This window comes from Streptomyces sp. NPDC056160 (assembly GCF_042268205.1).
Taxonomy (GTDB): Bacteria; Actinomycetota; Actinomycetes; order Streptomycetales; family Streptomycetaceae; genus Streptomyces.
In genome coordinates, this window is record NZ_JBHJUW010000043.1 from 30,329 (window position 1) to 56,374 (window position 26,046).

General features: G+C 73.3%; 19 protein-coding genes. 7 read left to right on the forward strand and 12 right to left on the reverse strand.

All coding sequences use genetic code 11. From position 1 onward, the window contains the following. The first annotated feature begins 172 nt into the window (after positions 1-172). On the forward strand, positions 173-3,547 hold the full coding sequence (locus ACFC02_RS18080) for a pyruvate carboxylase (RefSeq protein WP_376357635.1): 3,375 nt from the start codon (positions 173-175) through the stop codon (positions 3,545-3,547). 394 nt (positions 3,548-3,941) lie between these two features. Here the strand turns inward: ACFC02_RS18080 and ACFC02_RS18085 are convergent, their stop codons facing one another. Further along, positions 3,942-5,207 (reverse strand): amidohydrolase, encoded by a 1,266-nt coding sequence (locus ACFC02_RS18085; protein ID WP_376357638.1) that lies wholly within the window; start codon positions 5,205-5,207, stop codon positions 3,942-3,944. A 293-nt stretch (positions 5,208-5,500) separates the two neighbouring features. On the opposite strand from ACFC02_RS18085, the gene ACFC02_RS18090 reads away from it, so the two are divergent. Beyond that, a complete protein-coding gene (locus tag ACFC02_RS18090) occupies positions 5,501-6,328 on the forward strand; it encodes an alpha/beta fold hydrolase (protein ID WP_376357641.1) in 828 nt (275 codons plus the stop codon). Positions 6,329-6,351: 23 nt separating this feature from the next. Here the strand turns inward: ACFC02_RS18090 and ACFC02_RS18095 are convergent, their stop codons facing one another. The 4 genes from ACFC02_RS18095 to ACFC02_RS18110 all read right to left on the reverse strand — a co-directional run bounded on the left by ACFC02_RS18095 (position 6,352) and on the right by ACFC02_RS18110 (position 12,488). Further along, positions 6,352-7,869 (reverse strand): polysaccharide deacetylase family protein, encoded by a 1,518-nt coding sequence (locus ACFC02_RS18095; protein WP_376357644.1) that lies wholly within the window; start codon positions 7,867-7,869, stop codon positions 6,352-6,354. A gap of 100 nt (positions 7,870-7,969) precedes the next feature. Further along, complete coding sequence (locus tag ACFC02_RS18100; protein ID WP_376357647.1) at positions 7,970-9,496, reverse strand: glycosyltransferase; 1,527 nt, start codon at positions 9,494-9,496, stop codon at positions 7,970-7,972. Beyond that, entirely contained in the window at positions 9,493-10,902 is a 1,410-nt protein-coding gene (locus tag ACFC02_RS18105; protein ID WP_376357650.1) for a nucleotide sugar dehydrogenase, read from the reverse strand. Before ACFC02_RS18105 ends, ACFC02_RS18100 begins: the two co-directional genes overlap by 4 nt. Positions 10,903-11,066: 164 nt before the next feature. Continuing rightward, positions 11,067-12,488, reverse strand: coding sequence for an amino acid permease (locus ACFC02_RS18110; protein ID WP_376357653.1), 1,422 nt, complete (start codon positions 12,486-12,488; stop codon positions 11,067-11,069). A 244-nt stretch (positions 12,489-12,732) separates the two neighbouring features. Between ACFC02_RS18110 and ACFC02_RS18115 the strand changes: the two genes are divergently transcribed. Beyond that, the gene (locus ACFC02_RS18115) at positions 12,733-13,794 is read left to right on the forward strand and encodes an ABC transporter permease (RefSeq protein WP_376357656.1); all 1,062 of its coding nucleotides are present in this window, start codon (positions 12,733-12,735) and stop codon (positions 13,792-13,794) included. A 111-nt stretch (positions 13,795-13,905) separates the two neighbouring features. Beyond that, a complete protein-coding gene (locus tag ACFC02_RS18120) occupies positions 13,906-14,286 on the forward strand; it encodes a DUF1330 domain-containing protein (protein ID WP_376357659.1) in 381 nt (126 codons plus the stop codon). A gap of 69 nt (positions 14,287-14,355) precedes the next feature. Here ACFC02_RS18120 and ACFC02_RS18125 read toward each other — a convergent pair whose 3' ends face one another. Further along, on the reverse strand, positions 14,356-15,378 hold the full coding sequence (locus ACFC02_RS18125) for a LysR family transcriptional regulator (protein WP_376357662.1): 1,023 nt from the start codon (positions 15,376-15,378) through the stop codon (positions 14,356-14,358). Between the two features lie 185 nt (positions 15,379-15,563). Between ACFC02_RS18125 and snpA the strand changes: the two genes are divergently transcribed. Together snpA and ACFC02_RS18135 are read left to right on the forward strand one after the other, a co-directional pair. Continuing rightward, positions 15,564-16,274 (forward strand): snapalysin, encoded by a 711-nt coding sequence (gene snpA / locus ACFC02_RS18130; RefSeq protein ID WP_376357665.1) that lies wholly within the window; start codon positions 15,564-15,566, stop codon positions 16,272-16,274. A 209-nt stretch (positions 16,275-16,483) separates the two neighbouring features. Further along, positions 16,484-17,173, forward strand: coding sequence for a class I SAM-dependent DNA methyltransferase (locus ACFC02_RS18135; RefSeq protein ID WP_376357668.1), 690 nt, complete (start codon positions 16,484-16,486; stop codon positions 17,171-17,173). A gap of 89 nt (positions 17,174-17,262) precedes the next feature. On the opposite strand, the gene ACFC02_RS18140 is transcribed toward ACFC02_RS18135, so the two are convergent. After that, positions 17,263-18,000, reverse strand: a complete 738-nt coding sequence (locus tag ACFC02_RS18140; RefSeq protein ID WP_376357671.1) for an SAM-dependent methyltransferase — start codon at positions 17,998-18,000, stop codon at positions 17,263-17,265. 206 nt (positions 18,001-18,206) lie between these two features. Here ACFC02_RS18140 and ACFC02_RS18145 point away from each other — a divergent pair, with 206 nt between their 5' ends. Next, positions 18,207-18,791, forward strand: coding sequence for a TerD family protein (locus tag ACFC02_RS18145; protein WP_376357674.1), 585 nt, complete (start codon positions 18,207-18,209; stop codon positions 18,789-18,791). A gap of 120 nt (positions 18,792-18,911) precedes the next feature. On the opposite strand, the gene ACFC02_RS18150 is transcribed toward ACFC02_RS18145, so the two are convergent. The 5 genes from ACFC02_RS18150 to ACFC02_RS18170 form a co-directional block, all read right to left on the reverse strand. Beyond that, entirely contained in the window at positions 18,912-21,239 is a 2,328-nt protein-coding gene (locus ACFC02_RS18150; protein ID WP_376357677.1) for a GH92 family glycosyl hydrolase, read from the reverse strand. A 304-nt stretch (positions 21,240-21,543) separates the two neighbouring features. Continuing rightward, positions 21,544-22,602 (reverse strand): hydroxyacid dehydrogenase, encoded by a 1,059-nt coding sequence (locus ACFC02_RS18155; protein ID WP_376357680.1) that lies wholly within the window; start codon positions 22,600-22,602, stop codon positions 21,544-21,546. A 35-nt stretch (positions 22,603-22,637) separates the two neighbouring features. Further along, complete coding sequence (locus ACFC02_RS18160; protein ID WP_376357683.1) at positions 22,638-23,519, reverse strand: carbohydrate ABC transporter permease; 882 nt, start codon at positions 23,517-23,519, stop codon at positions 22,638-22,640. Next, positions 23,516-24,490: a carbohydrate ABC transporter permease gene (locus ACFC02_RS18165; RefSeq protein ID WP_376357686.1), complete on the reverse strand. Its 975-nt coding sequence runs from the start codon at positions 24,488-24,490 to the stop codon at positions 23,516-23,518. The genes ACFC02_RS18160 and ACFC02_RS18165 overlap by 4 nt, the downstream gene beginning before the upstream one ends. Then, a complete protein-coding gene (locus ACFC02_RS18170; RefSeq protein ID WP_376357689.1) occupies positions 24,487-25,830 on the reverse strand; it encodes an ABC transporter substrate-binding protein in 1,344 nt (447 codons plus the stop codon). Before ACFC02_RS18170 ends, ACFC02_RS18165 begins: the two co-directional genes overlap by 4 nt. Positions 25,831-26,046 lie beyond the last annotated feature (216 nt).

Consider the following 26,046-nt stretch of genomic DNA (forward strand, 5'->3'; position numbering starts at 1 on the left):
ACTGACAATTCCGCGGACGATACGCGACAGTCGGGCCCCGGACCGGGCCTCCTGACGGCCCGTCGGACGACCGCGCGCACCCGTGAGCGCGACAAGTGGCCCGGTTCACATGGCGTGCCGGGGGTGTGACCGACACCATGGTCCTCGTCACCGGCAGGCCGAAGGGATCCAGATGTTCCGCAAGGTACTGGTCGCCAACCGCGGCGAGATCGCCATCCGCGCGTTCCGCGCCGGCTATGAACTGGGCGCGCGCACCGTCGCCGTCTTCCCCTACGAGGACCGCAACTCGCTGCACCGGCTGAAGGCGGACGAGGCCTACGAGATCGGCGAGGCGGGGCACCCGGTGCGGGCCTACCTCTCCGTGGACGAGATCGTCGGCGCGGCGCGCCGGGCGGGCGCCGACGCCGTCTATCCGGGCTACGGCTTCCTGTCCGAGAACCCGGAACTGGCGCGCGCCTGCGAGCGGGCGGGGATCACGTTCGTCGGCCCGGACGCCGACACCCTCGAACTGACCGGCAACAAGGCCCGCGCGGTGGCCGCCGCCCGGGCCGCGGGGGTGCCTGTGCTCGGCTCCTCGGCCCCCTCCACCGACGTGGACGAACTGGTCCGGGCCGCCGACGACATCGGCTTCCCCGTCTTCGTCAAGGCCGTCGCGGGCGGCGGCGGGCGCGGGATGCGGCGGGTGGAGGACCCGGCCGCGCTGCGGGAGTCCATCGAGGCCGCCTCCCGCGAGGCCGCCTCCGCCTTCGGCGACCCCACCGTCTTCCTGGAGAAGGCCGTCGTGGAACCCCGCCACATCGAGGTGCAGATCCTCGCCGACGGCACCGGGGAGGTCATCCACCTCTTCGAGCGGGACTGTTCGCTCCAGCGCCGCCACCAGAAGGTCATCGAACTCGCCCCCGCGCCGAACCTGGACCCGGACCTGCGCGAGCGCATCTGCGCCGACGCGGTCCGCTTCGCCCGCGAGATCGGCTACCGCAACGCGGGCACCGTGGAGTTCCTGCTCGACCGCGCGGGCCACCACGTCTTCATCGAGATGAACCCGCGCATTCAGGTCGAGCACACGGTGACCGAAGAGGTCACCGACGTCGACCTGGTCCAGGCGCAGTTGCGCATCGCCGCGGGCGAGAGCCTGGCCGACCTCGGACTGTCCCAGGACACCGTGCGGTTGCGCGGCGCGGCCCTGCAGTGCCGGATCACCACCGAGGACCCGGCCAACGGCTTCCGCCCCGACACCGGCCGGATCAGCGCCTACCGCTCACCGGGCGGCTCCGGCATCCGCCTGGACGGCGGAACCACCCACGCCGGTACGGAGATCAGCGCCCACTTCGACTCCATGCTCGTCAAACTCACCTGCCGCGGACGGGACTTCAAGACGGCGATCGGCCGGGCCCGGCGCGCGGTGGCCGAGTTCCGCATCCGCGGCGTGTCCACCAACATCCCCTTCCTCCAGGCCGTCCTCGACGACCCCGACTTCCAGGCCGGGCGGGTCACCACCTCGTTCATCGAACAGCGCCCGCACCTGCTCACCGCACGCTCCTCCGCCGACCGCGGCACCAAACTGCTCACGTACCTCGCCGACGTGACGGTCAACAAGCCGCACGGCGAGCGCCCCGGGACCGTGGACCCCGTCACCAAGCTGCCGCCGCTGCCCGCCGGCGAGCCGCCCGCGGGCTCCCGGCAGCGGCTGGTCGAACTCGGCCCCGAGGGTTTCGCCCGGCACCTGCGCGAGTCACCCGGCCTCGGCGTCACCGACACCACCTTCCGCGACGCCCACCAGTCACTGCTCGCCACGCGGGTGCGCACCAAGGACCTCCTGGCCGTCGCCCCCGCCGTGGCCCGCACCCTGCCCGGCCTGCTGTCCCTGGAGTGCTGGGGCGGCGCCACCTACGACGTCGCGCTGCGCTTCCTCGCCGAGGACCCCTGGGAGCGCCTGGCCGCCCTGCGCGAGGCCGTGCCCAACATCTGCCTGCAGATGCTGCTGCGCGGCCGGAACACCGTCGGCTACACCCCGTACCCGACCGAGGTCACCGACGCCTTCGTGCAGGAGGCCGCGGCCACCGGCATCGACATCTTCCGCATCTTCGACGCGCTCAACGACGTCGGCCAGATGCGGCCGGCCATCGACGCCGTACGGGAGACGGGGACAGCCGTCGCCGAGGTCGCCCTGTGCTACACGTCCGACCTCTCCGACCCCGCCGAGCGCCTCTACACCCTGGACTACTACCTGCGTCTGGCCGAGCAGATCGTCGCGGCGGGCGCACACGTGCTGGCCGTCAAGGACATGGCCGGACTGCTGCGGGCGCCCGCCGCGGCCACGCTGGTCTCGGCGCTGCGCCGCGAGTTCGGCCTCCCGGTCCACCTGCACACCCACGACACCGCGGGCGGTCAGCTCGCCACCTACCTCGCCGCGGTCCAGGCCGGTGCCGACGCGGTGGACGGCGCGGTCGCCTCGATGGCCGGCACCACTTCCCAGCCGTCGCTGTCGGCGCTCGTCGCCGCCACCGACCACTCCGAGCACCCCACCGGCCTGGACCTGAAGGCCGTCGGCGACCTGGAGCCGTACTGGGAGAGCGTCCGCAGGATCTACGCCCCCTTCGAGGCGGGCCTGGCCTCGCCCACCGGACGCGTCTACCACCACGAGATCCCCGGCGGGCAGCTGTCCAACCTGCGCACCCAGGCGGTCGCCCTCGGCCTCGGCGACCGCTTCGAGGACATCGAGGCGATGTACGCCGCCGCCGACCGCATCCTGGGCCGCCTGGTGAAGGTCACCCCTTCCTCCAAGGTGGTCGGCGACCTCGCCCTGCACCTGGTGGGCGCGGGAGTCGACCCGGCGGACTTCGAGCAGACCCCGGACCGGTTCGACATCCCCGACTCCGTCATCGGCTTCCTGCGCGGCGAGCTCGGCACTCCGCCCGGCGGCTGGCCGGAACCCTTCCGCACCAAGGCGCTCAAGGGGCGGGGCGAGGCCAAGCCGGTCGCGGAGCTGAGCGCCGAGGACCGCGAGGGCCTGGACAAGTCCCGGCGCGCGACCCTGAACCGGCTGCTGTTCCCCGGGCCCACGCGCGCCTTCGAACAGCACCGCCAGGCCTACGGCGACACGAGCGTGCTGGAGAGCAAGGACTTCTTCTACGGCCTGCGCCCCGCCAAGGAGTACGCCGTCGACCTCGAACCCGGCGTACGCCTGCTGATCGAGCTTCAGGCCGTCGGCGAGGCGGACGAACGCGGCATGCGCACCGTGATGTCCTCCCTCAACGGCCAACTGCGCCCGATCCAGGTGCGGGACACCGCCGCCGCCTCCGACGTGCCCGTGACGGAGAAGGCGGACCGGGGCGACCCCGGGCATGTGGCGGCCCCGTTCGCCGGTGTGGTGACCCTCGCGGTGGCCGAGGACGAGGAGGTCGCGGCCGGGGCGACCGTCGCCACGATCGAGGCGATGAAGATGGAGGCCGCGATCACGGCCCCGAAGTCGGGCCGCGTGCGCCGGCTGGCCATCAACCGCATCCAGCAGGTGGAGGGCGGCGACCTGCTCATCGAGGTCGTCTGAGCCGCTCCCACCGCCGCTACCGCGTGCGGTGACGACGGGGAGGGCGCCGCGCGCCGGCCGGGAACGGCGCCCCTCCCGGCGCGCTTCCGGGCGTGTCACCCTCCGGGTCCCGCCGGGCGGCTGCCGGCGGGGTCCCCGCCGGGCGACCCTCCGGGACGGGTGGCGTGCGCGAGCCCGCACCGTCCCGCGCCGGAGACCGAGGTCGTTCACCGTCCTGTGCGAACAGCACCGCCACTGGGCCGTTCGTCGTCCTGCGCGAGCACTTCGGTCAGCCGATCGTCGAACAGCCAGGCCGGTCGGCCGCGGACCGGGCCGCCCGGCCTCGGGTCGGCCCCGTGGAGCCCGGCGAGGGTGAGCGTGCGGCCGTATCACCCCGTGGCGGTGTCCCGGTCGTTCACCTGGCCGTGAGCCAGGCCCGGGCGGCGGCGGACAGGGTCGCGACACCCGCGCGGAGCGTCGGCTCGACAACCGGGGCGAACAGCGGGGAGTGGTTGGACGGCAGGGCGCGGGCCACCCGGGCGACGTCCTCGACGGTGCGGGCGGCGGCGAACCCGGCCGGGTCGGCGCCGCCCAGCAGCCAGTAGACGCACGGGGCCCCCGCGGCCTCGGCGAGCATGCCGACGTCCTCGCTGGCGGTCGCGGGCCCGGGATCGACCACCTGTGCCTCGCCCAGGGCCCCGGCGAGCGCCCGCCGCGTCCGCTTCGACGCCTCGGGGTCGTTGACGACCGCCGGGAACGACTCGGTCACGGAGATCTCCGGATCGCGGGGCGCGCCGGAGGCGGCGGCCTCGGCCCGTACGATCCGCTCCACGGCCCGCAGGACCGACGTACGCACCGCGGGCTCGTAGGTGCGCACGCTCAGCAGCAGTTCGGCGTGGTCCGCGATGATGTTCGGCTCGGTCCCGGCGTGCAGGGCGCCCACGGTGACCACCGCGGTGGAGGTGCCCGCGACCTCCCGGGCGACGACGCCCTGCAGACGGAGCACGGTCGCGGCGGCCATCACGACCGGGTCGACGCACGCCTCGGGCCGCGAACCGTGGCCCCCGCTGCCGTGCAGGACCACACGCAGCGAGTCGGAGGCGGCGAAAGCGGGCCCGGGGTGCAGCCCGGCGTAGCCCGCGGGCAGCGGCGCCACGTGCTGGCCGAGCACGACGTCCGGCCGGGCGAACCGCTCGAAGAGACCGTCGTCGATCATCGCGCCCGCGCCCCGGCCGACCTCCTCCGCGGGCTGGAACACCAGCAGCAGCGTGCCGCGCCACGAGGAGCGGTCCGCCGCGAGCCGTGCCGCCGCGCCCAGCAGGCAGCTGACGTGGACGTCGTGACCGCAGGCGTGCATCACGGGCACCGCGTTGCCGTTCCCGTCGGTCGCCCGCGCGCTGCTGGCGTAGGGCAGGCCGGTTCGCTCCTCCACCGGCAGGGCGTCCATGTCGGCGCGCAGCGCCACGGTGGGCCCGGCGCCGTTGCGCAGGACGCCGACGACGCCCGTACCGCCGACACCGGTCGCGGTCTCGTACCCGCAGGCGCCCAGCCGCTCGGCCACGATCTGCGCGGTGCGGTGTTCGCAGAAGGCGAGTTCGGGGTGGGCGTGGAGATCGCGGTAGAGACCGGCGAGGGCCGGCAGGTCGGTGAGGTCGGTGTGCGGGGACGGGCTGCTGGGCATCGTGCCACCTTCCGGAACTGGGCCGGCGCTGCCGCCGGACAGACCCTGACGCTCGTCAACCTAACCGGCGCAGGAGCGCGCGGTCGTGCACGGCCGAATTGCGGCGGCGGCGCCGGCGGGGACGATGGAGGAGGGAAGCGCCCGGGGCGTGCCCGTGCCGGCCGCTTCCGCGCGGCAGTGTCCGGCCGCGCGTGCGTGCGCTCTTCTCCCTCGTGTTTCCCCTGCTTCACCTGTGTTCCCGGCTTCTCCCGGGACTTCCCGCGATCTGCCGCGACCGGCGAAAGGTGTCGAGCATGCCCGTGTGCACCACGCGAGACGGTGTCGAGATCTTCTACAAGGACTGGGGGCGGGGACGGCCGGTGGTGTTCATCCACGGCTGGCCCCTGAACGGCGACGCCTGGTACGACCAGCTCAAGGCGGTCGCCGACGCCGGATACCGGGGCATCGCCCACGACCGCCGCGGCCACGGCCGCTCCACCCCGGTCTACGACGGCTACGACTTCGACACGTTCGCCGACGACCTCGACGACCTGCTCACCCACCTGGACCTGCGCGACGTCACGCTGGTGGCGCACTCCATGGGCGGCGGCGAACTCGCCCGCTACATCGGCCGCCACGGCACCGGACGAGTGCGCTCGGCCGTGCTCCTGTCCGCCATCACCCCCCTGATGCTGCAAGGCCCGGACAACCCCGAGGGCGTTCCGCAGAGCGTCTTCGACGACATCAAGGCCGGCATCCTGAAGGAGCGTTCGCAGTTCTGGAAGGACACCTCCGAGGGCTTCTTCTCCGCGGACCGCGAGGGCGGCGGGGTCACACAGGGCAACCGGGACGCGTTCTGGTACATGGCCATGGCCCAGACCATCGAGGGTGCCGTCGCCTGCGTCGACGCCTTCGGCACCACGCCCTTCCACGGCGACCTGGCGAAGTTCGACGTCCCGACCCTGGTCGTGCACGGCGACGACGACCGGATCGTGCCCGTCGACGCCACCGCGCGCAAGACCGCGCAGCTCGTCCACGGCGCCGAACTCAAGGTCTACGAGAGCGGCAGCCACGGCATCGCCATGGTCGACGGGGACAAGCAGCGCTTCAACCGGGACCTGCTCGACTTCCTCGGACGCTGAGCACCGGCGGCCCCCGCCAGGTGTCAAGGGAGGATCCGCAGCGCGGCCACCCGGGGCCACGGCTGCTCCGGGTCCTCGTTGCGCACGGCCAGCGCGACCCCGCCGGCGGTGCGGCCCGCCTCCCGTGAGGTCACCGGCCGGGTGAAGGCCGGCGTGCCGTCCACCGTCACGGTGACGGCCGCGGGCGACACCTCCAGCCGGACCCGGTGGATCCCGGCAGGCCCGAGACGGCGCACGGTCGTACGAGCCGGGGCGCCAGGGAGCCGCTCGGTCAGCCGCGCCGTGCGGGCGCCGACCGTGAGGACGCACGGGTACGCGCTGCCGTCGCGCACGGTGACGGACACGCTGTCGCGCGTGCCGTCCAGCCGGTCGGCGGTGACCTCCACCCGGTACGTCCGCCAGTCCGCCGTGGCGACGGGCCGGTAGGAGGCCGCCGCGTACGTGCCCCGGCGCGGGCCGCGCCCGGTCAGCGTGTCCAGGCGGGTGCCGGGCGCACCGTCCCGGGACTCCCACAGTTCCTCGTGGCCGAGCGGATCGCGCACGTCGCCCGGCACGGCGGTGCGCCAGGAGCCGATCCGGCGCAGCAGTTCCTGCGGCGTCGTCCCCCTCAGTACTTCGAGACGCTGGACCTCTCCGGCCGCGGCGGCCCGCCTGCCCGGCGGCAGCGCGGGGGAGGCCGTGTTGGTCAGGACGGCTGTGAAGTGCTCGCGCAGCAGCTGCCGCAGCACCTCGTTGTGCCGCTCGGCCGACTCCGAGAACGGGTAGGCGAACAGCCGCGGCGCGGGCAGGCCGTGGTCGCGGAAGGCCGCCAGCGACTGCCGCAGGTCCCGCCGGACCCGCTGCCGGTACTCGGCCGGCGTCTCCGGGCGCCGCGGCCCGGGCAGCCACAGCCGGTGGGCGAGCACGGAGCCGAGCCGGCCGGCCGCGTCGACCGGCGCGCGCCGGTGGCTGCGGTGGGTGTGGTCCTGGAAGTCCCAGCGGCCGGAGTCCGCCATCCGCCGCACCTCGGGCCAGGAGAGGTAGTACGGGCGGTGGGTGCCCACGGAGCCCGTGACGAGGTAGGCGGCCGCCGTCATCCGGTGGTCGGCCAGGATCGGGTCGGCGTACGCCCACAGGCCGCGGGTTCCGTCGTCGAAAGTGAGGTAGACGGTGCGCGGGCCCGGGGCGCGGCCGGTGGCCAGGAAGTCGGTGAACTCGCCGGTGGACAGGGTGCGGTAGCCGGCCGCGCGCAGCGCGGTCAACTGGGCGGCGAACCGCTCGGGCGCCACCGCGAAGCGGCTCTCGGAGTGCGGTGCGATGTCGTGGTAGGCGAGCACGACCGGGGCCGCGGCCGGCCCGGACGGCACAGGCCCGGGCCGGGCGTCGTCCGGGCCGGCCGGCGGCGGGGCCTGCGCCGAGACCGCACCCTGCCGGTGGCCCTCGTAGTGCCAGGCCACCGCGAACGGCGTGCCGAGGACAGCGATGCTCAGCGTGCCCAGCAGGCCCGTGAGCAGGGCGCGGCGCAGCGAACGGGAGCGGCCGTGCCGCACCCCGCCCGTCACAGCGGACGTCCCCTGGTCAGGACGGCGTAGTACAGCAGCGCCACACAGGCCAGGGTCAGCAGCGTGGCGGTCAGCCGGCCCAGGGCCGGCAGCAGCTTCTTCACACGGGGCTCCTCGTCCAGGTGCCGCGGCGCAGGGTGAGCGCCGCGTACGGCAGCAGCCACGCCAGCACACAGCACGACAGCAGGCTCATCAGCGGCCGGTAGCGCCAGCGGCGGTCACCGGGGTTGTCCAGCCGGTAGGCCAGTCCCCACAGGCAGCCCTTGAGCAGGACTCCGCCCAGGTACAGGGCGCTCAGCGTGACCGTGAAGTGCGCCGGTGCCCACAGCAGGTGGTAGGCGACCAGCGCGGGCGCCGCGAGCACCCACAGGGCACGCCCGTAGTACAAGGCTGCCGGGGCCAGGCCGCGCCGCCACATGAACCGGCCGGTGAAGCACAGGCTGCGCAGGAAGCTCTTCTTCCAGCGGATCTGCTGGCGCAGGAAGGGCCCCCAGCGCGCCGGCACCTGGGTCCACACCCTGGCCGCCTGGCTGTACCCGACCTGCCAGCGCCGCTCGGGGTGGTCCTCGTCGCGGACGAAGGGGGAGTCGGCGTGCCGCCGTTTGAGGGCCCGGCCGCACCAGGTCTGGCCCAGCACGTAGCCGGTGAGCTGCCGGTCGGTGGCGAAGCGGAACGGCGCGCGCAGGAACCGGTCCTCGGCCCAGGCGGGCAGGTAGTTGACGATGGCCTCGCGGCGGAAGGCGGCCAGCGGCCCCGAGACGCAGCACACCGAGCCGAACGCCGACTCGGCTGCCTTGGCCACCCGGAACTGTCCCTCGTACCAGACGTCCTGGATCCGCGCCAGCAGCCCGGAGCCGGTGTTGAGCGCACGGCAGTGGCCGCTGACCGCGCCCAGGTCGGGATGGCGGACCATGGCCTCGACGCACAGGCGCACGGCGTCGGGGGCGAGCAGGCAGTCGGAGTCGGTGAACACCAGGACGTCCCCGTCCGCGTGGGCGCAGGCGCGCACCAGGGCCGCCTTCTTGCCCACGTTGTGCTCCAGGCGCAGGACGGTGATGCCGAGTTCCCCGGCCAGGGCCTGAAGGATGTCCCCGGTTCCGTCCCGCGAGCCGTCGTCGACGACGACGATCTCCAGGTGGGGGTAGTCGGAGGCGGCCATCGACCGTACGCACGCCTCCACGTGCCCGGCCTCGTCCTTGACCGCCAGCAGGAAGGTGACCCGCGGCCGGTCCGGCAGCGCGGGGAAGCGCTTGTGCCCCGGCGCGCGGGAACGCATCTCGCACACCGCCGGGTCGTCGTAGCGGGTGTAGGCGAAATAGAGCAGGCAGAGGGTGCCGGTCAGGACGGCCACGCCGTACAGGGCGGTGACGCTCGTGCCGTGCGGCAGGCGCACCGCGCGCCCCGCCAGCAGGAGCAGCAGCGGCGACAGCGCCGTCAGGGCCAGCAGGCGGAACAGGGCGTGCCGCACGGGCCGCTCCGCCCCGCGCAGCGGCGCCCCCAGCCGGGCCGTCATCGCGCGTCGCAGGGCGGAGCCCTCCGGGGAGGTGGTCGCGGCGGGCAGCAGACGACGGACCTGGTCGGTGACGTCCGCGGCCGGGGGCGCCGTGGTCCCGGCCGGTCCGCTCACCGTGCCACGCCCACGACGGGGTCGGCGGCGCGGTGGAAGCCCGGGTCGAGCACCCGGTGTCCCTCGTCGAGCCAGGCCAGGTCGGTTCCCGGCTGGACCGTGTGGACGATCACCAGGTCCCAGTGCCGATCCCTGGGCGCTGCCTCGGAGCGCAGTACGGAGCCGTCCGCCAGCGTCAGCGCGGGCACGCACGGGTCGCTGTAGGAGACCTGGACGCCTTCGGCGGCCAGCAGCGCGAGAATGCGCAGGGCGGGGCTCTCCCGCACGTCCGAGACGCCCGGTTTGTACGCCGCGCCGAGCACCAGCACCCTCGCCCGCTGCGGAGCGAGGCCCGCTGCGCGCAGCATGCGCAGGGCCGTGCGGGCCACCCCGGCCGGGCGCTCGTGGAGCGCGGACATGGCGGAGCCGATGAGCGGGGCGTCGTCGGCGCCGCCGGGCAGCTGGGCCAGCAGGTAGTGAGGGTCGCAGGGGATGCAGTGTCCGCCCGCACCGGGTCCGGGACGGAACGGCATGAAGCCGTAGGGTTTGGTGGCCGCGGCGTCCAGCACGTCGACGGGGGACAGGCCGAGGCCGACGCAGGCGTCCGAGAGCTCGTTGGCCAGGGCGATGTTCACCGCCCGGAAGGTGTTCTCCCACAGCTTGGCCATCTCGGCGGCCTCGGGGCAGGGAGCCTGGTGGATCCGTGCGGCGGTCGGAGCGAGCAGCGCCGCCGCCGCCCGCGCGCTGAGCGGTCCCGCCGCGCCGATCACCCGCGGGGTGGCCTCGGGGGCGTGCCGGACGTTGCCCGGGTCGATGCGTTCCGGCGCGAACGCCACCAGCACCTGGTCCTCGGGCACGAGCCCGCGCGCCCTCAGCGGTTCGATCAGCAGGTCGCGGGTGGTGCCGGCGTAGCTCGTGGAGGTCAGCACGATCAGCTGCCCCTCGCGGGCCCGGTCCACGACGTCCGCGCAGGCCCGGCGCAGCGGCCGCAGGTCGGGGGCGCGTTCGGCGGTGACGGGCGTCGGTACGCAGATCAGTACCGCGTCGGCCTCGCGCAGGGCGTCGGGCCGGGCGGTGAGGACGAAGCCGTCGTCGCGTGCCGCGCACGCCAGCACCGCGTGCCGGCCGGGCAGGACGTCCACGCGTCCGGCGCGGACCGCGGCGAGCCTCTCCGCGCTGCGGTCGACGCCGATGATCCGGGCACCGGCCTCCCACAGGCCGAGCGCCAGGGGCAGCCCGACGTAGCCGAGCCCGACCACGGCGACGCTCATGCCGCTCAGCGGCGCCCCTCCGGGCGTGCCCGCCAGACGTTCCAGCCAGCGCGGGGCGACGCTGAGCCGCGGTACCGGGAGGGGCGGGGGCCGTCGGTCGAGGGCGGCCGGGGCGGACGGTGCGCCGGTTTCGCTGGGAATTGCTGTGATCGTCACACCGTGATGAATAACGATCTCTGCTAGTGGATGCCGACGCCACTACGCCCGGTGCCGTGGTCTTCACCCGTTCGGCGGGGCGGGAGGAGGCGGCGCGGGCCGCCCGGCTTCCTCCGTACGGCCCGGTCTGCCGGACGACTCCGCGCGCGACCGGGCGGAGGGGGCTACGGCGTCCTGGGGCGGCGAGCCGCCATCACGGCGTAGACGAGGACGCCCGCGAACAGGAACAGCACTCCCTGGTACACGGCCGCGTAGCCCGCGCCCGCCACCAGCCACATCGAGAAGGCCGCCGCGACGGCCGCGACCACGCAGTCCCGCGCCAGACGGGCCCGGTTCACCAGGTGGCCGCGCCCGGCGACGAGGTGGAAGATCTGCGCGGCGGTGGCCAGCAGGTAGGGCACGGTCGCGGTGAACGTGGTGACGAGCACCAGGACCTGGAAGACCTTCGCCGAGCCCGACGTGTAGTTGTAGACGGTGAGCAGCGAGGCGAGGACGACGGTGACACCGACACCGACGGTCGGCACCCCGCGCCGCCGCCGTGCGAAGGCGGCGGGGAACAGGCCGTCCTGGGCGGCGGCGTACGGGGTCTGGGCGCTGAGCAGGGTCCAGCCGTTGAGGCAGCCGGTCATCGACACCAGTGCGGCGAGCGCGACCGCCCAGCCGCCCCAGGAGCCGCCGAACATGGCGTTCACGGCGTCCGAGAAGGGCGCGGAGGACCCGACCAGACGGCTGTGGGCGACCGTGCCGAAGACGGACAGCGTGCCCAGCAGGTAGACGAGGGCCGCGCCGGCGGTGCCGATGACGGTGGCCCGTCCGACGTTGCGCCGGGGGTTCTTGACCTCGCCCGCGCTGACGGCGGCCGACTCCACACCGAGGTAGGAGAAGAGCAGGATCGCCGCGGAGGCGGAGACCGCGCCGACCGCGCTGTGGCCGCTCGCGTTGAACGGGCCGAGGTTGTGCGGGTCGAAGAAGAACAGCCCGCCGACCGCGACCAGCAGCAGTGGCACGAACTTCAGCACGGTGGAGACGACCTGCACGGCACCCACGTACCGGGTCCCCGCGAAGTTGGAGAGCGCGGGCAGCCACTGCAGGGCGAGCGCGGCCAGGCACGCCGTCCAGCGGTGATCGTTCACCGGGACCAGCACGTCGAGGTAGCCGACGGCGGCCACGGCCAGCGCCGCGTTCGACACCCAGGTCGTGATCCAGTACGCCCACGCGGCCAGGAAGCCGGCGAAGTCGCCGAAGGCCTCACGGGCGTAGACGTAGGGGCCGCCGGTGCGCGGGTCCCGCTGGGCGAGCCGGCCGAAGACCAGCGCGAGCGCGATGGCCCCCACGGTCAGCACGCCGAAGGCGACCAGGCTGACCGTGCCGTAGGAGGCGACGGACGCCGGGAGCAGGAAGATGCCGCCGCCGATGATGTTGCCCATGACCAGGGCGGTGGCGACGGGCAGCCCGAAGCGGCGGGAGTGCCTGCCGGGGGCGGGAGCGGCCGGTTCACCGGCGGGGGTGTTTCCGGCCGGGGCGGGGGCCGCGGGGTTCTCCCGCGGGGCCGGAGCCGACTGCGGGGCGGTCCCGGGGACGTGCATGGAAGTGGTGCGCCTCTCGTCGAACAGGGCCCGGGATCGCCGGGCACGCCCATGGTCGGGCAGAAGCCGGCGTTCCTCCAAATCACACGGGTTTGTCCGGTATGAGTGCACCGGAAACCGTAAAAAGTGCACGCCAAGTCCATCCGCGGCGGGAATCGTCCGGTCGGCGGGGTGGCGGTACGTGCGGCGCGCGCACCGGCCGCCGGTGCGAGGAGTCACCTCGAAATGACCTAGCGTGGTCGTCATGTCCGAGTTGCCGCACGGTGAGCACGGCCGGCCGCCCACCACGGGCGAGCGCTGGGCCGCCTTCCGGAAGTCGCCCTTCCTGCCCGCCACCGTTCTGACACTGATCCTCGCCGCCGCGGCCGGACTCTTCGCCGGCTCCTACACGTACGCCATGGCCAACCCCACCCCGCACACCATCCCCACGGCGGTCGTCGGCGCCTACGACCAGCCGCAGGGCGGGCGCTTCGTCACCGGCATGGAGGAGGCGCTCGCCGCCTCGCTGAAGCTGCACCCGTACGGCAGCCTGCCCGCGGCGCGCACGGCGGTGGACGACCAGAAGGTGTTCGCCGTGCTGGAGATCCCGGCCGGCCGGGGAACCGTCGTCCTCGACGTGTCCGGCGCCTCGGGCGCCACGGTCGCCCAGGTGCTGGAGGAGGCCGCGCAGAAGGTCGGCCGGAGCACCGGCGTCCCCGTCACCGTGCGCGACCTCAACCCGCTCCAGCACGGCGACCCGCGCGGCCTGGCGATCTTCTACATCTCGCTCGCCGCCGTGATCATCGGCTTCGTCGGCGCCATCCAGCTCAGCGTCCACGCCCGGGCGCTGAACCCACTCGAACGCATCGCCTTCACCGTCGCCTACGCCCTGCTCGGCGGCTTCGTGATCGCCGCCGTCGTGGACTGGATGCTGGGCGCCCTGCGCCTGCCGTTCGTCGAGTCCTGGCTGATTCTCGCGCTGACCATGTTCACGTCCGGCATGGTCTTCACCATGTTCAACACCCTCTTCGGACGCTGGGCCATGCTGCCGACGTGGGGGCTGATGGTGCTGCTCGGCAACCCCTCCTCCGGCGGCGCGGTCTCCTGGCCCCTGCTGCCCTCCCCCCTCGGCCGGATCGGCCGCTGGCTGCCGCCCGGCGCCTCGGTCAACGCCCAGCACACCGCCGTCTACTTCGCCGGTCACCAGCACGTTTTCCCGTTCCTGGTCCTCGCGGCCTGGGCCGTCGTCTCCTGCGCCGTCTTCTGGGCCTGGCGCCACCGCCACCCCGGCGGCCGCGAGGCACGCCCGGCGCACGCGGCCGACTGACGTACCGGCCGCCCCGAGCGGTGCTTACCCGAGGGGTCATCGACGCCTCCCCGCCCCGGTGCGAGGATCACCGCGTACGCACCGCAGCCCCCCCACCGACCGGAGGACGCCATGCCCGCCTACGTCATAGGCCACCTGCGCGACGCCGCCCCGCACCCGGAGATCGCCGAGTACATCGAGCGCATCACCGCCACCTTCGCGCCGTACGGCGGTCGCTTCCTGGTGCATGGCGCCGGGCACGAGGTGAAGGAGGGCGCCTGGCCCGGGCACGTCGTCGTCATCGAGTTCCCCGGGATGCAGGAGGCGCGGGCCTGGTGGGACTCCGCCGCCTACCGGGAGATCGCGCCCCTGCGCTCCCGTCACATCGAGGGCGACATCATCCTGGTCCCGGGCGTCCCCGAGGACTACGACCCGGCGGGCACCGCCCGGGCGATGCGCGACACGCTCGCCGTCGGGGCGACCGGGGCGGGCGCGGCGACCGCGGAGCGCTGACCGCGCCGCGACGGCCGGTGCCCGCTCGTGCCAGGTCGTCCGGGCCCGCGGGCCCGGACGCGGTGGGCGTCAGCGGGCCGGGACCCGCCGACCGGTGAGTTGTTCCGGACACGGGGCCGCGCTCCGCGCGGGCGGCGCAGGGGGAACGGCGCCGGCGGCGGGAGCGCCCGTGCGGCTCAGCCACTCGCGGTACGCCGGCGCCTGGAACGCCGCCTCCCAGTAAGCCTCCTCCAACTCTGCGTAACCGCAGTCGAGTTCGTCCTCCGTGCGGGCCGCGAGCAGCAGCCGCACCCCGATCGGGTCGCCCTGGAGAGGACGGATGGCGAGGTCCGAACGGGGGCGCGCGGTGGGCTGGCTGACGGTGACGACCTCACCGGTGGCGGCCAGGGAGTACGCGGTGAGGTAGTCGCCGTGCAGCATGTCGGGTTGCAGCCCCGCTGAGCGCAGCACCCGGCACAGGGCGTCCCACTCGCCGTCGACCGTGGAGTCGACCATCCAGCGGTCCGCCGCGAGATCGCCGAGCCGCACCTCGCGGCGCGCCGCCGCCGGGTGGTCGACGGCGAGGGAGACGAACTGCGGTTCGCGTTCCACCAGCACCCGCACGCGGAGCCCGGCCGGCACGCGCAGCGGACTGCCTTCGACCTCGTGCACGAAGGCCATGTCGAGGCGGCCCGAGGCGACCATGGCCAGCAGGGAGTTCGCGGAGACGTCCATCTGCAGCGTCGGTTCCGTCCGGGGAGTACGGGCGCGCAGCCTTCGCAGCCAGCCCGGCAGGGCACGGCTCGCCGTGGCGCCGATGCGCAGGCGGGGGCCGCCGGACGCGCGGGCGGCCGCCGCCCGGGTCTCGGTGACCAGCGCGCTCAGTTCGCTGACGAGGGGGCGGGCCCGGCTGAGCACCGCGTGGCCCAGCGGGGTGGGCCGGCAGCCGGTGCGCGCACGGACGAAGAGCTGACCGCCGAGCGCGTGCTCGATCCGGCGCAGCTGCGTGCTCAACGAGGGCTGGGCCATGCCGAGTTCGCGTGCCGCCCGGTGCAGACTGCCGGTGTCGGCGATGGCGCAGAGCACGCGCAGATGCCTCACCTCGAGCTCCATGAGGGGGAGCGTAGGGCGGTGCGGCCGCACCGCACCAGACGTTCAAATACCGACGGAACCGTACGAGTCGGCCGCCGATAGCTCCGGGCTATCCCCAGTTGCCATCATCCCCCGGGCGTTGGCCTGCCCGAGACTCATGCGCAACCGATCGTTCACACCCCACGACGAACGAGTAGGAGCCCCCCATGATGTCGCGTTCCACGACCGCCAAGTCCCCGAAGTCCTCCAGGAGACTCGTGGCCCTCGCGCTCGGCCTCGGCCTGGCGTCCGCCGCGCTGGGCACCGCGATGCCGGCGAGCGCCGCCCAGAGCACCGCCCCGGCCGTCGCCGCCTCCGCCAAGGCCCCCGTCGCCCGGTACACGGGCTCCGCCGGACACGCCGCCGACAACCAGGCGTTCTTCGACGCCGTGATGAAGTCGGTCGCCGAGAAGCAGGCCGCGCACCCGAACCTCAAGTCGGTGACCGTCTACTACAACGCCTCCCAGGCGCCGAGCTTCCGCTCCCAGATATCGAGCGCCGCCTCGATCTGGAACAGCTCCGTCTCGAACGTGAAGCTGGCGGCGACCTCGGGCGGCGGCGACTTCTCCTACTACGAGGGCAACGACCCCTCGAACGGCTCCTACGCCTCCACCGACGGCCACGGCAGCGGCTACATCTTCCTGGACTACTCGCAGAATCAGCAGTACGACTCGATCCGCGTCGTCGCGCACGAGACCGGCCACGTGCTGGGGTTGCCGGACCACTACAGCGGCCCGTGCAGCGAACTGATGTCGGGCGGCGGCCCCGGCCCGTCCTGCACCAACCGCTACCCGAACGCCACCGAGCGCTCCCGCGTGAACCAGTTGTGGGCCAACGGTCTGGCCGCGGCGCTGCAGAAGGCCACCGGCGTGCACTGACGCCCCGGCGGCCCACCTCCCCGCCCGCACCGCAGGCACCACCTGCACCACCTGCACCGCCCGCACCGCGCGGACCGTGGCCCCGGCCGCGGCCCGCGCGGTGTGCTGCGCTCACCTCCCGCGGCCCCCGCCGGGACGGTAACGTCACACCGTGCGTGCCGGTGGACGCTCCGCACGGCACACGACCAGGCGCGAGGGGGAGACATCGTATGAGCAGTCCCACCGGTGGTCCCGGCCACGGCGTCCCGCCGCGTGACCGTACGGGGCAGGCCGAGGCCTTCGACTCCATCGGCGAGAGCTACGACGCCGCCTTCCCGCACAAGGAGGGGCAGATCGCGGCGACCGACTGGCTCATCGCCTCCCTGCCCGCCGGGGCCCGGGTCCTGGACCTGGGGTGCGGCACGGGCGTACCCACGGCCCGGCGGCTGACCCGGGCGGGCCTCGACGTCGTGGGCGTCGACCTGTCGGCCGGGATGCTCGCGCTGGCCCGTGCGCGGGTGCCCGGGGCGCGGTTCCACCAGGCCGACATCGCGGACATCGGTCCCCACGGTCCCGTCGGCCTCGGGCGGTTCGACGCGGTCGCGGCCTTCTTCTCCCTGCTCATGCTGGGCCGGGCCGAGATCCCGGCCGCCTTGGCCTCGGTCCGTGAACTACTAGCTCCCGAAGGCATGTTCGCGCTCGCGATGGTCGAGGCGGACGCGGACGATCTCCCCGTGCCGTTCCTCGGCCGCACCATCCGGGTCTCCGGTTATCCGCGCGGCGACCTGCGCGCGGTGGTGGAACGGGCCGGCTTCGAAGTCGTGGAGGAGTCCTCGCGCTCGTACGCGCCCCACACCTCCGACGGCGCGGGGGCACCGCCCGAGGTGCAGCTCTTCCTGCGCTGCAGACGGCTCGACTGAGGAACCGCCCCGCCGGCCGCCGGTCCGCCCTGACGCCGAGCCGTCGGGACGTGGGTCCCTCCGCGCGCCGGTTCACCCGGTCCGCCGGTTCATCCGGACGTCGGACGCAGGACCAGGCACACGAAGCCGAAGCAGTCCCGGTAGACGCGCACCCATTCGTCACGGTGGGCGTCGGCCGCCGCAAGGGCCTGGGCGCTGTCCGGGTCGGCGGGATGGTCCAGGGCCCACGAGGCCAGCGATCCGGTCCACGCCCATTCGTAGGCGTCCAGTTCGCGGCGCGCGCTGATGTGCCCGCCGACGGGGGTCCAGCCGCCGGCGGCGACGGTGTCCATGACGGACGGGAGGTCGCCGAGGTCCCCCAGCATCTCCTCGGCCTCCGGGGAGGGCGCCCGTTCCCAGAACCCGTCCCCGATCAGGACCCGTCCGCCCGGCGCCAGGTGCCTGCGGGCTGCCGCGAGAGTGGCGCGCAGGCCACCGAAGGCGTGCGTGGCCCCCACGCTGAGCACCACGTCGAAGGTGTGCGCGGGGGCGAAATCGGCCGCGTCCTCGTGGTGCAGCACCAAGCGGTCCTGGACGCCGAGGGCGTGCGCGGCCTCACGGGCGCGGGCCAGGGCGTCGGCGGAGACGTCCACCCCTTCGGCGCGCAGCCGGGGGCGCCCGGCGAGCGCCCGCAGCAGCCACTCCGCCGGGCCGCAGCCCAGGTCGAGTACCCGGGCGTCCACGTGGGGCAGGACACGGTCCAGCAGCAGGCGGACGGAGTCGTCGTCGAGCGGGGCGGCGATCGGGTGGCCGGCATGGGCGAGCAGGGAGATCTGAGCGCGATTCACCGGCGGAGCCTGACACGGACCGAAGTCCCCCGCATCCGTTTTTCCCCGGCCGCCGCTCCTGCGGTGCCCCGCCGACAAAAAGGCCGGTTCGGGACCCGGGGGATTTCCGGGCGAACGGGCGCAGGACGGACCCGCCGTGGAGCGTGCCGGACGCTCCGGGCACACTTTGGGTGTCGCAAGTCCCATGACCAGAGGATGATCAACGGATGATTACGCTGACGAAGGAAGACGGCCCGGCGGACCTGGACGGTGTCACCCATCTGTCCATCGGAGTGTCGTGGGACCCCACGGCGGGCGCCAGTGGCGGCGTGATGGGCATGCTGCGCCGCAAGACCGGTACCGATCTGGACCTGATCGCCGTCGCGATGCAGGGCGGCGACCCGGTGCGCCTGGCCGGTCTGGACTCGCTCGATCCGATGGGCAACGGCTCGCTGGTGCACAGCGGGGACAACCAGACCGGGCGGGGCGACGGCGACGACGAGACGGTGACGGTGGAGTTCGCCCGTATCCCGCAGCAGATCACCTCGATCGTCTTCGTGGCCGCCGCCTTCAAGAAGGGCAGCTCCTTCCAGAAGGCCCGCAACATCAGCTTCAAGGTGTACGACGCCACGGGCGGGACCAGCCAGCAGGTCGCCGACATCTGGCCCAGCCTGCTCACCCAGGACAACGGCTGCGCCGTGGCCAAGGCGGTGCGGCTGGGGGGCTCGTGGAAGCTCGAGGTGATCAACGTGACGGGCAGGATCAAGCAGGGCGACGAGCACGCCCTGATGCGCTTCGCCGTGAGCAAGTGACCCCGGGCCCGGGGCGGCACGTCGCCGGAGGCCGGGGCCGGGGCCGGTGCCCGGTCCCGGTGGCGGGCGGGCGCGCCACCGGGACGGGTGCGGCTCCTGCGAACAGGGCCTCCGCGGCGGTCAGTTCAGCGGGGGAGGACCGGCCTGGGCGTTGGTGCCCCAGGCCGAGGGCTCGGCGCCGACGGTGAACGCCAGCGACCGCGTGTGCCGCAGGTCGCCCGTCGTGAGGTACGTGCGCCCGTAGGCGGAGCCGTCGACGCGCGCCGACTGGACGTAGTGACGGGTGCCGGAGGTGCCGGGCGCCGTGATCGTGAGGGCGCCGTGCGGGTAGTAGTGCCGGTCGAGGGTCAGGTCGACCCGTTCGAAGACGGGGGTGGACAGGCCCCAGGTGTCGTAGCCGGGCTGGACCGGGAAGACACCGATCGACGAGAGCACGTTCCAGGCGGACATCGTGCCCAGGTCGTCGTTCCCGGTCATGCCGGTCGGCGTGTCCGTGAACAGGGTCAGGGCGGCGTGCACCACGTCGGTCGTCTTCCACGGCTGTCCGGTCGACAGGTACGTGTAGGGCGCGATGAGGTCGGGCTCGTTCTGCGGGTTGTACTTGTCCGCGTTGTAGTAGTCGTACGGGCCGTTCACCCACACCTCGCGGGCGGTCTTCGCGGGGTCCTTCACCAACCGGTCGTAGGCGAAGAAGGAGTCCAGCCGGTCGTTGGCCGCCTGCTTGCCGCCGATCAGGCCGATCATGCCGGGCAGATCCTGCGGCACCAGCCACTGGTACTGCCAGGCCGTGCCCTCGTGGAACCCCTCGCTCCGGGCGGGGTCGGCCGGCCCGGTGAAGGCGCCGGAGGCGTCGCGGGCCCGGAAGAAACCGGTCGAGGCGTCGAAGATCTTCCGGTAGTTCTGCGCCCGCGCGGCATAGCGCGCCGCGTCCGCGTCGTGGCCGAGGCTACGGGCCATCTCGGCGAGCATGGCGTCCGACAGGGCGTACTCCAGGGTCGCGGACGGGCCGTGGTCGTAGTCCGAGTCGCCGGGCTTGGCGTGCGGGCGGCCCTTGATGTAGGGCGCGAAGCCCTCGGCCAGGTACTCCTTGTTGGCCTCGCGGCCCACCGCGGGGGAGTCGGCGGGCGGCACGCCGTCGGCGTTCTTCTTCAGGGCGCGGTAGGCCCGGTCCTCGTAGCCCTTGAGCAGGCCCTGCTGGTAGGCGTTGGTCAGGAACGGGGTGACCGGGTCGCCGGTCATGATGTTCGTCTCGACCGTGCCGTAGCCCCACTTGGGCAGCCAGCCGCTCTCCTCGTCGATGTGGATGACGGAGATCGCCATGTCGCGCGCCTCACGCGGCGCGAGCAGCGACAGCAGCTGGGACTGGGTGCGGTAGGTGTCCCACAGCGACCAGTTCTGGTAGTAGGTGAAACCCCGTGCGCGGTGGACGCGCTGGTCCCAGCCCGTGTAGCGGCCGTCGGCGTCGCTGCCCACGTTGGGCGCGAGGAAGGACCGGTACAGGGACGAGTAGAAGGTACGGCGGAGCGTGTCGCTGCCGCCCCGCACCCGGACGTCGTCGAGCCGGTCCTCCCACGCGCGCTGTGCGGCCTCGCGGACCTTGTCGAAGGAACGTCCGCCCTCCGCGCGGAGGTTGAGGGCGGCACCGTGCGCGTCGACGTACGACAGGGCCGTCGTCGCCTCGACGGTACGGTCCTTGGTGGTGTCGAAGCGGACGTACGCCCCGCCCTGCCCGGTCCGGGACCCGGCGGTGACGGTGGAGCCGTCCCAGGTGCCGTACGCGGTGAAGGGCCGGTCGAAGCGGGTGATCGTGTACACGGTGTACGGCTTGGTGTCCTGGCAGAAGCCGCTGCCGGTGATGGCGGTGCGCACGGTCCGGTTGTCGAGCACCTCGACCTTGGTGGAGAGTGTGCGGTGCAGTGACTGGCCCGCGTCGAGCAGGACGTTGGCCTTGTCGGTGGCCGGGAAGGTGTAGCGCTGCACGCCCGTGCGGGCGGTCGCGCTCAGCTCGGCGCCGATGCCGTTGTCCAGCCCGACCTTGTAGTAGCCGGGGCTCGCCTTCTCGGTGTCGTGGCTGAACTCCGCCTGGTACTTGGCGTAGTCGGTCTCGGTGACGTCCCCGGTGGTGGGCAGCACGGGCAGGTCGCCGCCGAGTCCGCAGCCCACGCCGGAGAGGTGGACGAGGGAGAAGCCCCGGATGTGGTTCTGGGAGTGGTCGTACCCGGTGTTGTGCCCGGTGTCCGGCGAGAACTGCACCATCCCGAAGGGCACGGCCGCGCCGGGATAGGTGTTGCCCTCGTTCTCGGTCCCGATGAACGGGTTGACGAGATCGGTGAGCGGCGCGTTCCGGGCGGTGGCGGCCTGGGCGGTGGGCGCGGCCAGGGCGGCGCCGAGGAGTGCGGCCGCGGTCACGGCCGTTCCCGCGCCGCGTATGCGCTGGATCCATCTCATGGGCGTCAGCCCCTCTCCGCGAGCAACTGGACAACGTTGTCAGAAGCGGCGCTCATTCTTCGGCCTGTACGTGTACTCGTCAAGAGTGGGCGCAGGTGCCGTGGACGGAGGCGTGCGTGCCGAGGGTGGCCGGGGCGGGCGGACCCGCCCCGGCGCGCCCGCCGGGCTTTTGACGGGGCGCCGTTGACGACGCGTCGGGCGCCGGTGAGCCGCGCGGGCTGCGCGGTCCGGAGGTCCGGAGGTCCGGAGGTCCGGGCCGTCCGCTCGGCCGCTTCCTTCGCTCGCGCCCTCGGCCCCGGCCGGGTCAGGCCGAGCGCGTGGCGTCCTCGCGGCGGACGGCGTGCGCGAAGGGGAGACCGGCCGTGTAGCGGGTCAGCTCGTCGGCGGCGGCCGCCGCCATGCGGTGCAGTTCGCCGCCGAGGGAGCCCGCGACGTGCGGGGTGAGCAGGACGTTGGGCAGGTCGTACAACGGCGAGTCGGCGGGCAGGACTTCCGGGACGGTGACGTCCAGGACCGCGTTGAGCCGGCCGGTGCGCAGCTCCGCCACGAGCGCGTCCTGGTCGACGAGGGAGCCCCGGGAGGTGTTGACCAAGGTGGCGTCGTCGCGGAACAGGGCGAGGCGGCGGCGGTCGATGAGGTGCCGTGTGGTGGGCAGCTCGGGCGCGTGCACCGTGACCACGTCGCTGCCCGCGCACAGCTCGTCCAGCTCGACCGCGCGGGCGCCGAGCGCGGCGGCCTCGGCGGTGCCGACGTAGGGGTCGTGCAGCAGCAGGTCGAGGTCGTGGGGGCGGAGCAGTTCCAGGACCCGGCGGCCGATGCGGGAGGCGCCGACGACACCGACCGTGCGCCGGTAGTTGCCGACGCCGGTGTAGGCCGCCTGCCAGTCGTGGTCGGCACGCCGGGTGCGGTAGTCGTCCCGGATGCGCAGGAGTTGCTTGTTGGCGAGCAGCACGACGGCCACGGTGTACTCGGCGACGGGCAGCGCGTTGGCCCAGGCCGCCGAGGTGACCTGGATCCCGCGCCGCCAGCAGGCCTCGGTGACGTGGTGCTTGACCGAACCGGCCGCGTGGATGACGGCTCGCAGCGCGGGCGCCCGGTCCAGGACCGCTTCGTCCAGCGGCGGGCACCCCCAGCTGCTGACGATGACCTCGGTCTCGCGCAGCGCGGCGGCGGCCCGCGGGGCGGCGAAGTCGTCGACGACGAGGGTGGGGTCGAGGTCGGCGAGCATGGTGAGCCGGGTCAGGGTGGCCGGGTCGATCAGCCGGGCGGCGAGATCGGTGTGCATGGCCAGCAGGGCGCGCGGACGCCGGTGCGCGCGGGGCGCCGTGTCCGGCTGGGCGGGACTGTCGGGGGGGTTGGACACTCGGTTCTCCGGTACGTGTGCGGCAGGGGCGGACGTCACTTGACGCTTCCTGCGGTGAGGCCGGCCTTCCAGTGGCGCTGGAGGGCGACGAAGGCGATGACCAGCGGGACGATGCCGAGCAGGGAGCCGGTGACGACCAGCGGGTAGTACTCGGGGAATGCGTGGGTCTGCGTGTTCCAGCTGTACAGGCCGAGGCTGACGGGGAAGAGCCGGTTGTCGGAGAGCATCACCAGGGGGAGGAAGAAGTTGTTCCAGATGGCGGTGAACTGGAACAGGAAGACGGTGACGAAGCCGGGCATCACCATGCGCAGGCCCACCGACCAGAACGTCCGCAGCTCACCGGCGCCGTCCATGCGGGCGGCCTCCAGCACCTCGCCCGGCACGTATCCGGCGCAGAAGACCCGTGCCAGGTAGACCCCGAAGGGGTTGACCAGGCTGGGGACGAAGACGGCCCAGAAGGTGTTGACGATGCCCACCTTGGAGGCCAGCAGGTACATCGGCAGGGCCAGCGCGGTGGTCGGCACCAGCACGCCGAGCAGGACGAGGCCGAAGAGCTTCTCCTTGCCGGGGAAGGCGTAGACGTGGAAGGCGTATCCCGCGCACACGCACACCAGCGCGCACAGCACGGCACCGATCCCGGCGTACAGCAGGGAGTTGAGGTACCAGCGGAAGTAGATGCCGTCGCCGGTGGTGACGAGGGCGTGCAGGTTGGCGCCGAGGTGCCAGGTGGAGGGGGAGAGGGCACGGCCGCCGAGCAGGTCGCCGGTGTTCTTGGCGGCGGCGGTCAGCAGCCAGCCGAGCGGCAGCAGGGTGTAGGCGGTGGCCAGTACCAGGGCGCCGTTGACGGCGGTCCGGGACAGCGACCAGGGGCGGCCGCGTCCGCGGGTGGCACCGGGCTGTGCGGTGGCGGTGGTCATACGGCGGCCTCCGTGGCGTGCTGGGGCCGGGCCCGCTCGCCCCGGCCGCGGGTGGCGCGGGTGACGACGAAGGAGAGCGCGGCGGCGGCCAGCGCGAGCAGGACGGAGGACGCGGCGGCCAGGCCGTAGTCGTGCCGCTCGAAGGCCGCGGTGTAGGCGTACATGTTGGGGGACCAGGTGGAGACGACGCTGGGCGTGGCGCCGTGCAGGATCACCGGCTCGGTGAACAGCTGCAGCGAGCCGATGACGGTGAACAGGCCGACGACCGTGAGCGAGGAACGGATCAGCGGGAGCTTGATGCTGAGCGCGGTGCGCAGCGGTCCGGCGCCGTCGACCACGGCGGCCTCAAGGACCTCGCGCGGGATGGCCTGCAGAGCGGCGAAGAAGATCACCATGTTGTAGCCGGTCCACTCCCACACCGCCATGTTGACGACGGCCGGCAGCGGGTGGCCCAGCAGGTCGGCCCGGCCGCCCAAGGAGTTCAGTGCGCCGATGACCGGGCTGATTCCGGGCGTGTAGAGGTACACCCAGACCAGCGCGGCGATGGTGCCGGGCACGGCGTGCGGCAGGAACAGCGCCAGCTGGAAGAAGCGGCGCGCCCGGACCAGCGCGGAGTCCAGCAGCAGGGCGAGGACGAGGGCCAGCGCCATCATCAGCGGGATGTACAGCAGGCAGTACTGGAGGAGGTTGAGGAAACCGCCGCGGAAGGCGCTGTCGCCCAGGGCCCGGGTGTAGTTGCCGAGGCCGGTGAAGACGGTCTCGCTGCCGCCGAAGCCGAGGCCGGAACGGTGCTCCGCGTACAGGCTCAGGTAGACGGCGTAGCCGATCGGGACCAGGGTGGCGGCGGTGAAGAGCAGGAAGAACGGTGCGAGCAGGAGGGCGGGCGCCCCGTACCGCCGCCGCCGGACGGCAGCGGTACGGGAGGGCGCGGCGGGATGCGCGCGGGCTGCCGTGGGGGCGGTCGGTGTCATCGCGCGGAGACCTTCAGGCCGCGGGTCTTCATCTCGCCGACGGTGTCCTTCTGCGCGGTGGCGAGTGCCTGGGCGATGCTGCCGGAGCCGGAGGCGAGCTTGCCGAAGGAGTCCTTGAGGGAGTTGTTGGTGACGCCCATCGCCGGTCCCCAGGTCCACTTCTGCCCGATGGAGCGCGCGCCGCTCCGGTAGACGGCGTAGATGTCCTGGCCGCCGTAGAACTCGGTGGAGAAGGCCTTCGCGGCGACCGGGACCAGCTCGGGGTCGGCCGGGTAGGCCGAGGAGTCGCCGGAGGAGATCCGGGCCTGGATGCCCTGGGCGGTCGTGGTGGCCCAGGTGGCGAACTCCACGGCGGCCTTGGCCTTCTTGCTGTCCTTGGAGACGGCGAACGTGCTGCCGCCGAGCATGCCGCTGGCCGGGGTGCCGTTCCAGGAGGGCAGCGGGGCGACGGCCCACTTGCCGGCCTGGTCCTTGGGGAGGGTGGCCTTCAGCACGCCGCCGCCCCACGAGGCGCCCAGGTAGCCGGCGGTCTGCCCCTTCTGCAAGGAGGCCGTCCACTGCTGGCTGAACGAGGGTTCCACCCGGACCAGATCGTCGTCGATCATCTTCTGCCAGTAGGCGGCGACCTTCTGGGTCCCGGCCCCCTCCAGACTCACCTGCCAGGTGTCGCCGGCCGTGCCGAACCAGGGGGCGCCGGCCTGCCACGCCATCGCCTCGAACGTGGTCGGGTCGTCGGGGAAGAAGGTGGCGATGCGGCTGCCCGGCTCGGCCTTCTTCAGCTTCTCGGCGGCCGAGCGGAACTCGTCCCAGGTCGTGGGCGCCTTGACGCCGGCCTTGGCGAACAGGTCCTTGCGGTAGTAGAAGGCCTGCGGGGCGGCGTCCAGCGGCAGGGCGTACGTGGCGCCGCCGAGCGTGGTCAACTGCACCGCCTGCGGCAGGTACTTGTTCTTCAGGCCGGAGTCGACGTACTGGCTGATGTCCTGTACGGCGCCCTGGCTGACGAAGTCGGGAAGCTGCGGGTACTCGACGTTGAAGACGTCGGGGGCGTTGCCGGCCTTCACCGCGTTGGACAGCTTGGCGTAGCCGCCGGCCGAGCCGGAGGGGATCTCCTCGTAGCTGACGTGGACGTCCTTGTGGGAGGCGTTGAAGGCGTCCACCACCTGCTTGGTCCCCTTGGCCCAGCCCCAGAACGTGATGTCCACGGGCTTGCCCGCACCGGCCGAGGGCCCGTCGTCGCCACCGCCGCCGCAGGCGGCGAGGAGGGTCGCGGACAGGGCGGCGGCGGTGAGCGCGGCGGCGGCGCGGAGGGCTCTGCGACTGCGGGCGGGGGCAGCGGACATGGCTCGGCTCCTGGGGACGTGACGGGTGGAAGGTGCCCGGTGGGAACCGGCGGCGACGAGGCCTGCCGGACTCCGTGGCCGTCGGGCCCGGGTAGGCACATCTTGGGAACACATCCGATCGAAGTCAATACCTTCCGATCGAACGATCGAACCTGATCAGGTAGTTGAGGGGTACGGATGGGAACAAGCTGCGTATTTCATGACACCGGCACCGCG

Coding starts and splice junctions, on each gene's coding strand:
- ACFC02_RS18080 (WP_376357635.1), top strand. CDS start 173: ATGTTCCGCAAGGTACTGGTCGCCAACCGCGGCGAGATCGCCATCCGC.
- ACFC02_RS18085 (WP_376357638.1), bottom strand. CDS start 5,207: ATGCCCAGCAGCCCGTCCCCGCACACCGACCTCACCGACCTGCCGGCC.
- ACFC02_RS18090 (WP_376357641.1), top strand. CDS start 5,501: ATGCCCGTGTGCACCACGCGAGACGGTGTCGAGATCTTCTACAAGGAC.
- ACFC02_RS18110 (WP_376357653.1), bottom strand. CDS start 12,488: ATGCACGTCCCCGGGACCGCCCCGCAGTCGGCTCCGGCCCCGCGGGAG.
- ACFC02_RS18115 (WP_376357656.1), top strand. CDS start 12,733: ATGTCCGAGTTGCCGCACGGTGAGCACGGCCGGCCGCCCACCACGGGC.
- ACFC02_RS18120 (WP_376357659.1), top strand. CDS start 13,906: ATGCCCGCCTACGTCATAGGCCACCTGCGCGACGCCGCCCCGCACCCG.
- ACFC02_RS18125 (WP_376357662.1), bottom strand. CDS start 15,378: ATGGAGCTCGAGGTGAGGCATCTGCGCGTGCTCTGCGCCATCGCCGAC.
- snpA (WP_376357665.1), top strand. CDS start 15,564: ATGATGTCGCGTTCCACGACCGCCAAGTCCCCGAAGTCCTCCAGGAGA.
- ACFC02_RS18135 (WP_376357668.1), top strand. CDS start 16,484: ATGAGCAGTCCCACCGGTGGTCCCGGCCACGGCGTCCCGCCGCGTGAC.
- ACFC02_RS18145 (WP_376357674.1), top strand. CDS start 18,207: ATGATTACGCTGACGAAGGAAGACGGCCCGGCGGACCTGGACGGTGTC.
- ACFC02_RS18150 (WP_376357677.1), bottom strand. CDS start 21,239: ATGAGATGGATCCAGCGCATACGCGGCGCGGGAACGGCCGTGACCGCG.
- ACFC02_RS18160 (WP_376357683.1), bottom strand. CDS start 23,519: ATGACCACCGCCACCGCACAGCCCGGTGCCACCCGCGGACGCGGCCGC.
- ACFC02_RS18165 (WP_376357686.1), bottom strand. CDS start 24,490: ATGACACCGACCGCCCCCACGGCAGCCCGCGCGCATCCCGCCGCGCCC.
- ACFC02_RS18170 (WP_376357689.1), bottom strand. CDS start 25,830: ATGTCCGCTGCCCCCGCCCGCAGTCGCAGAGCCCTCCGCGCCGCCGCC.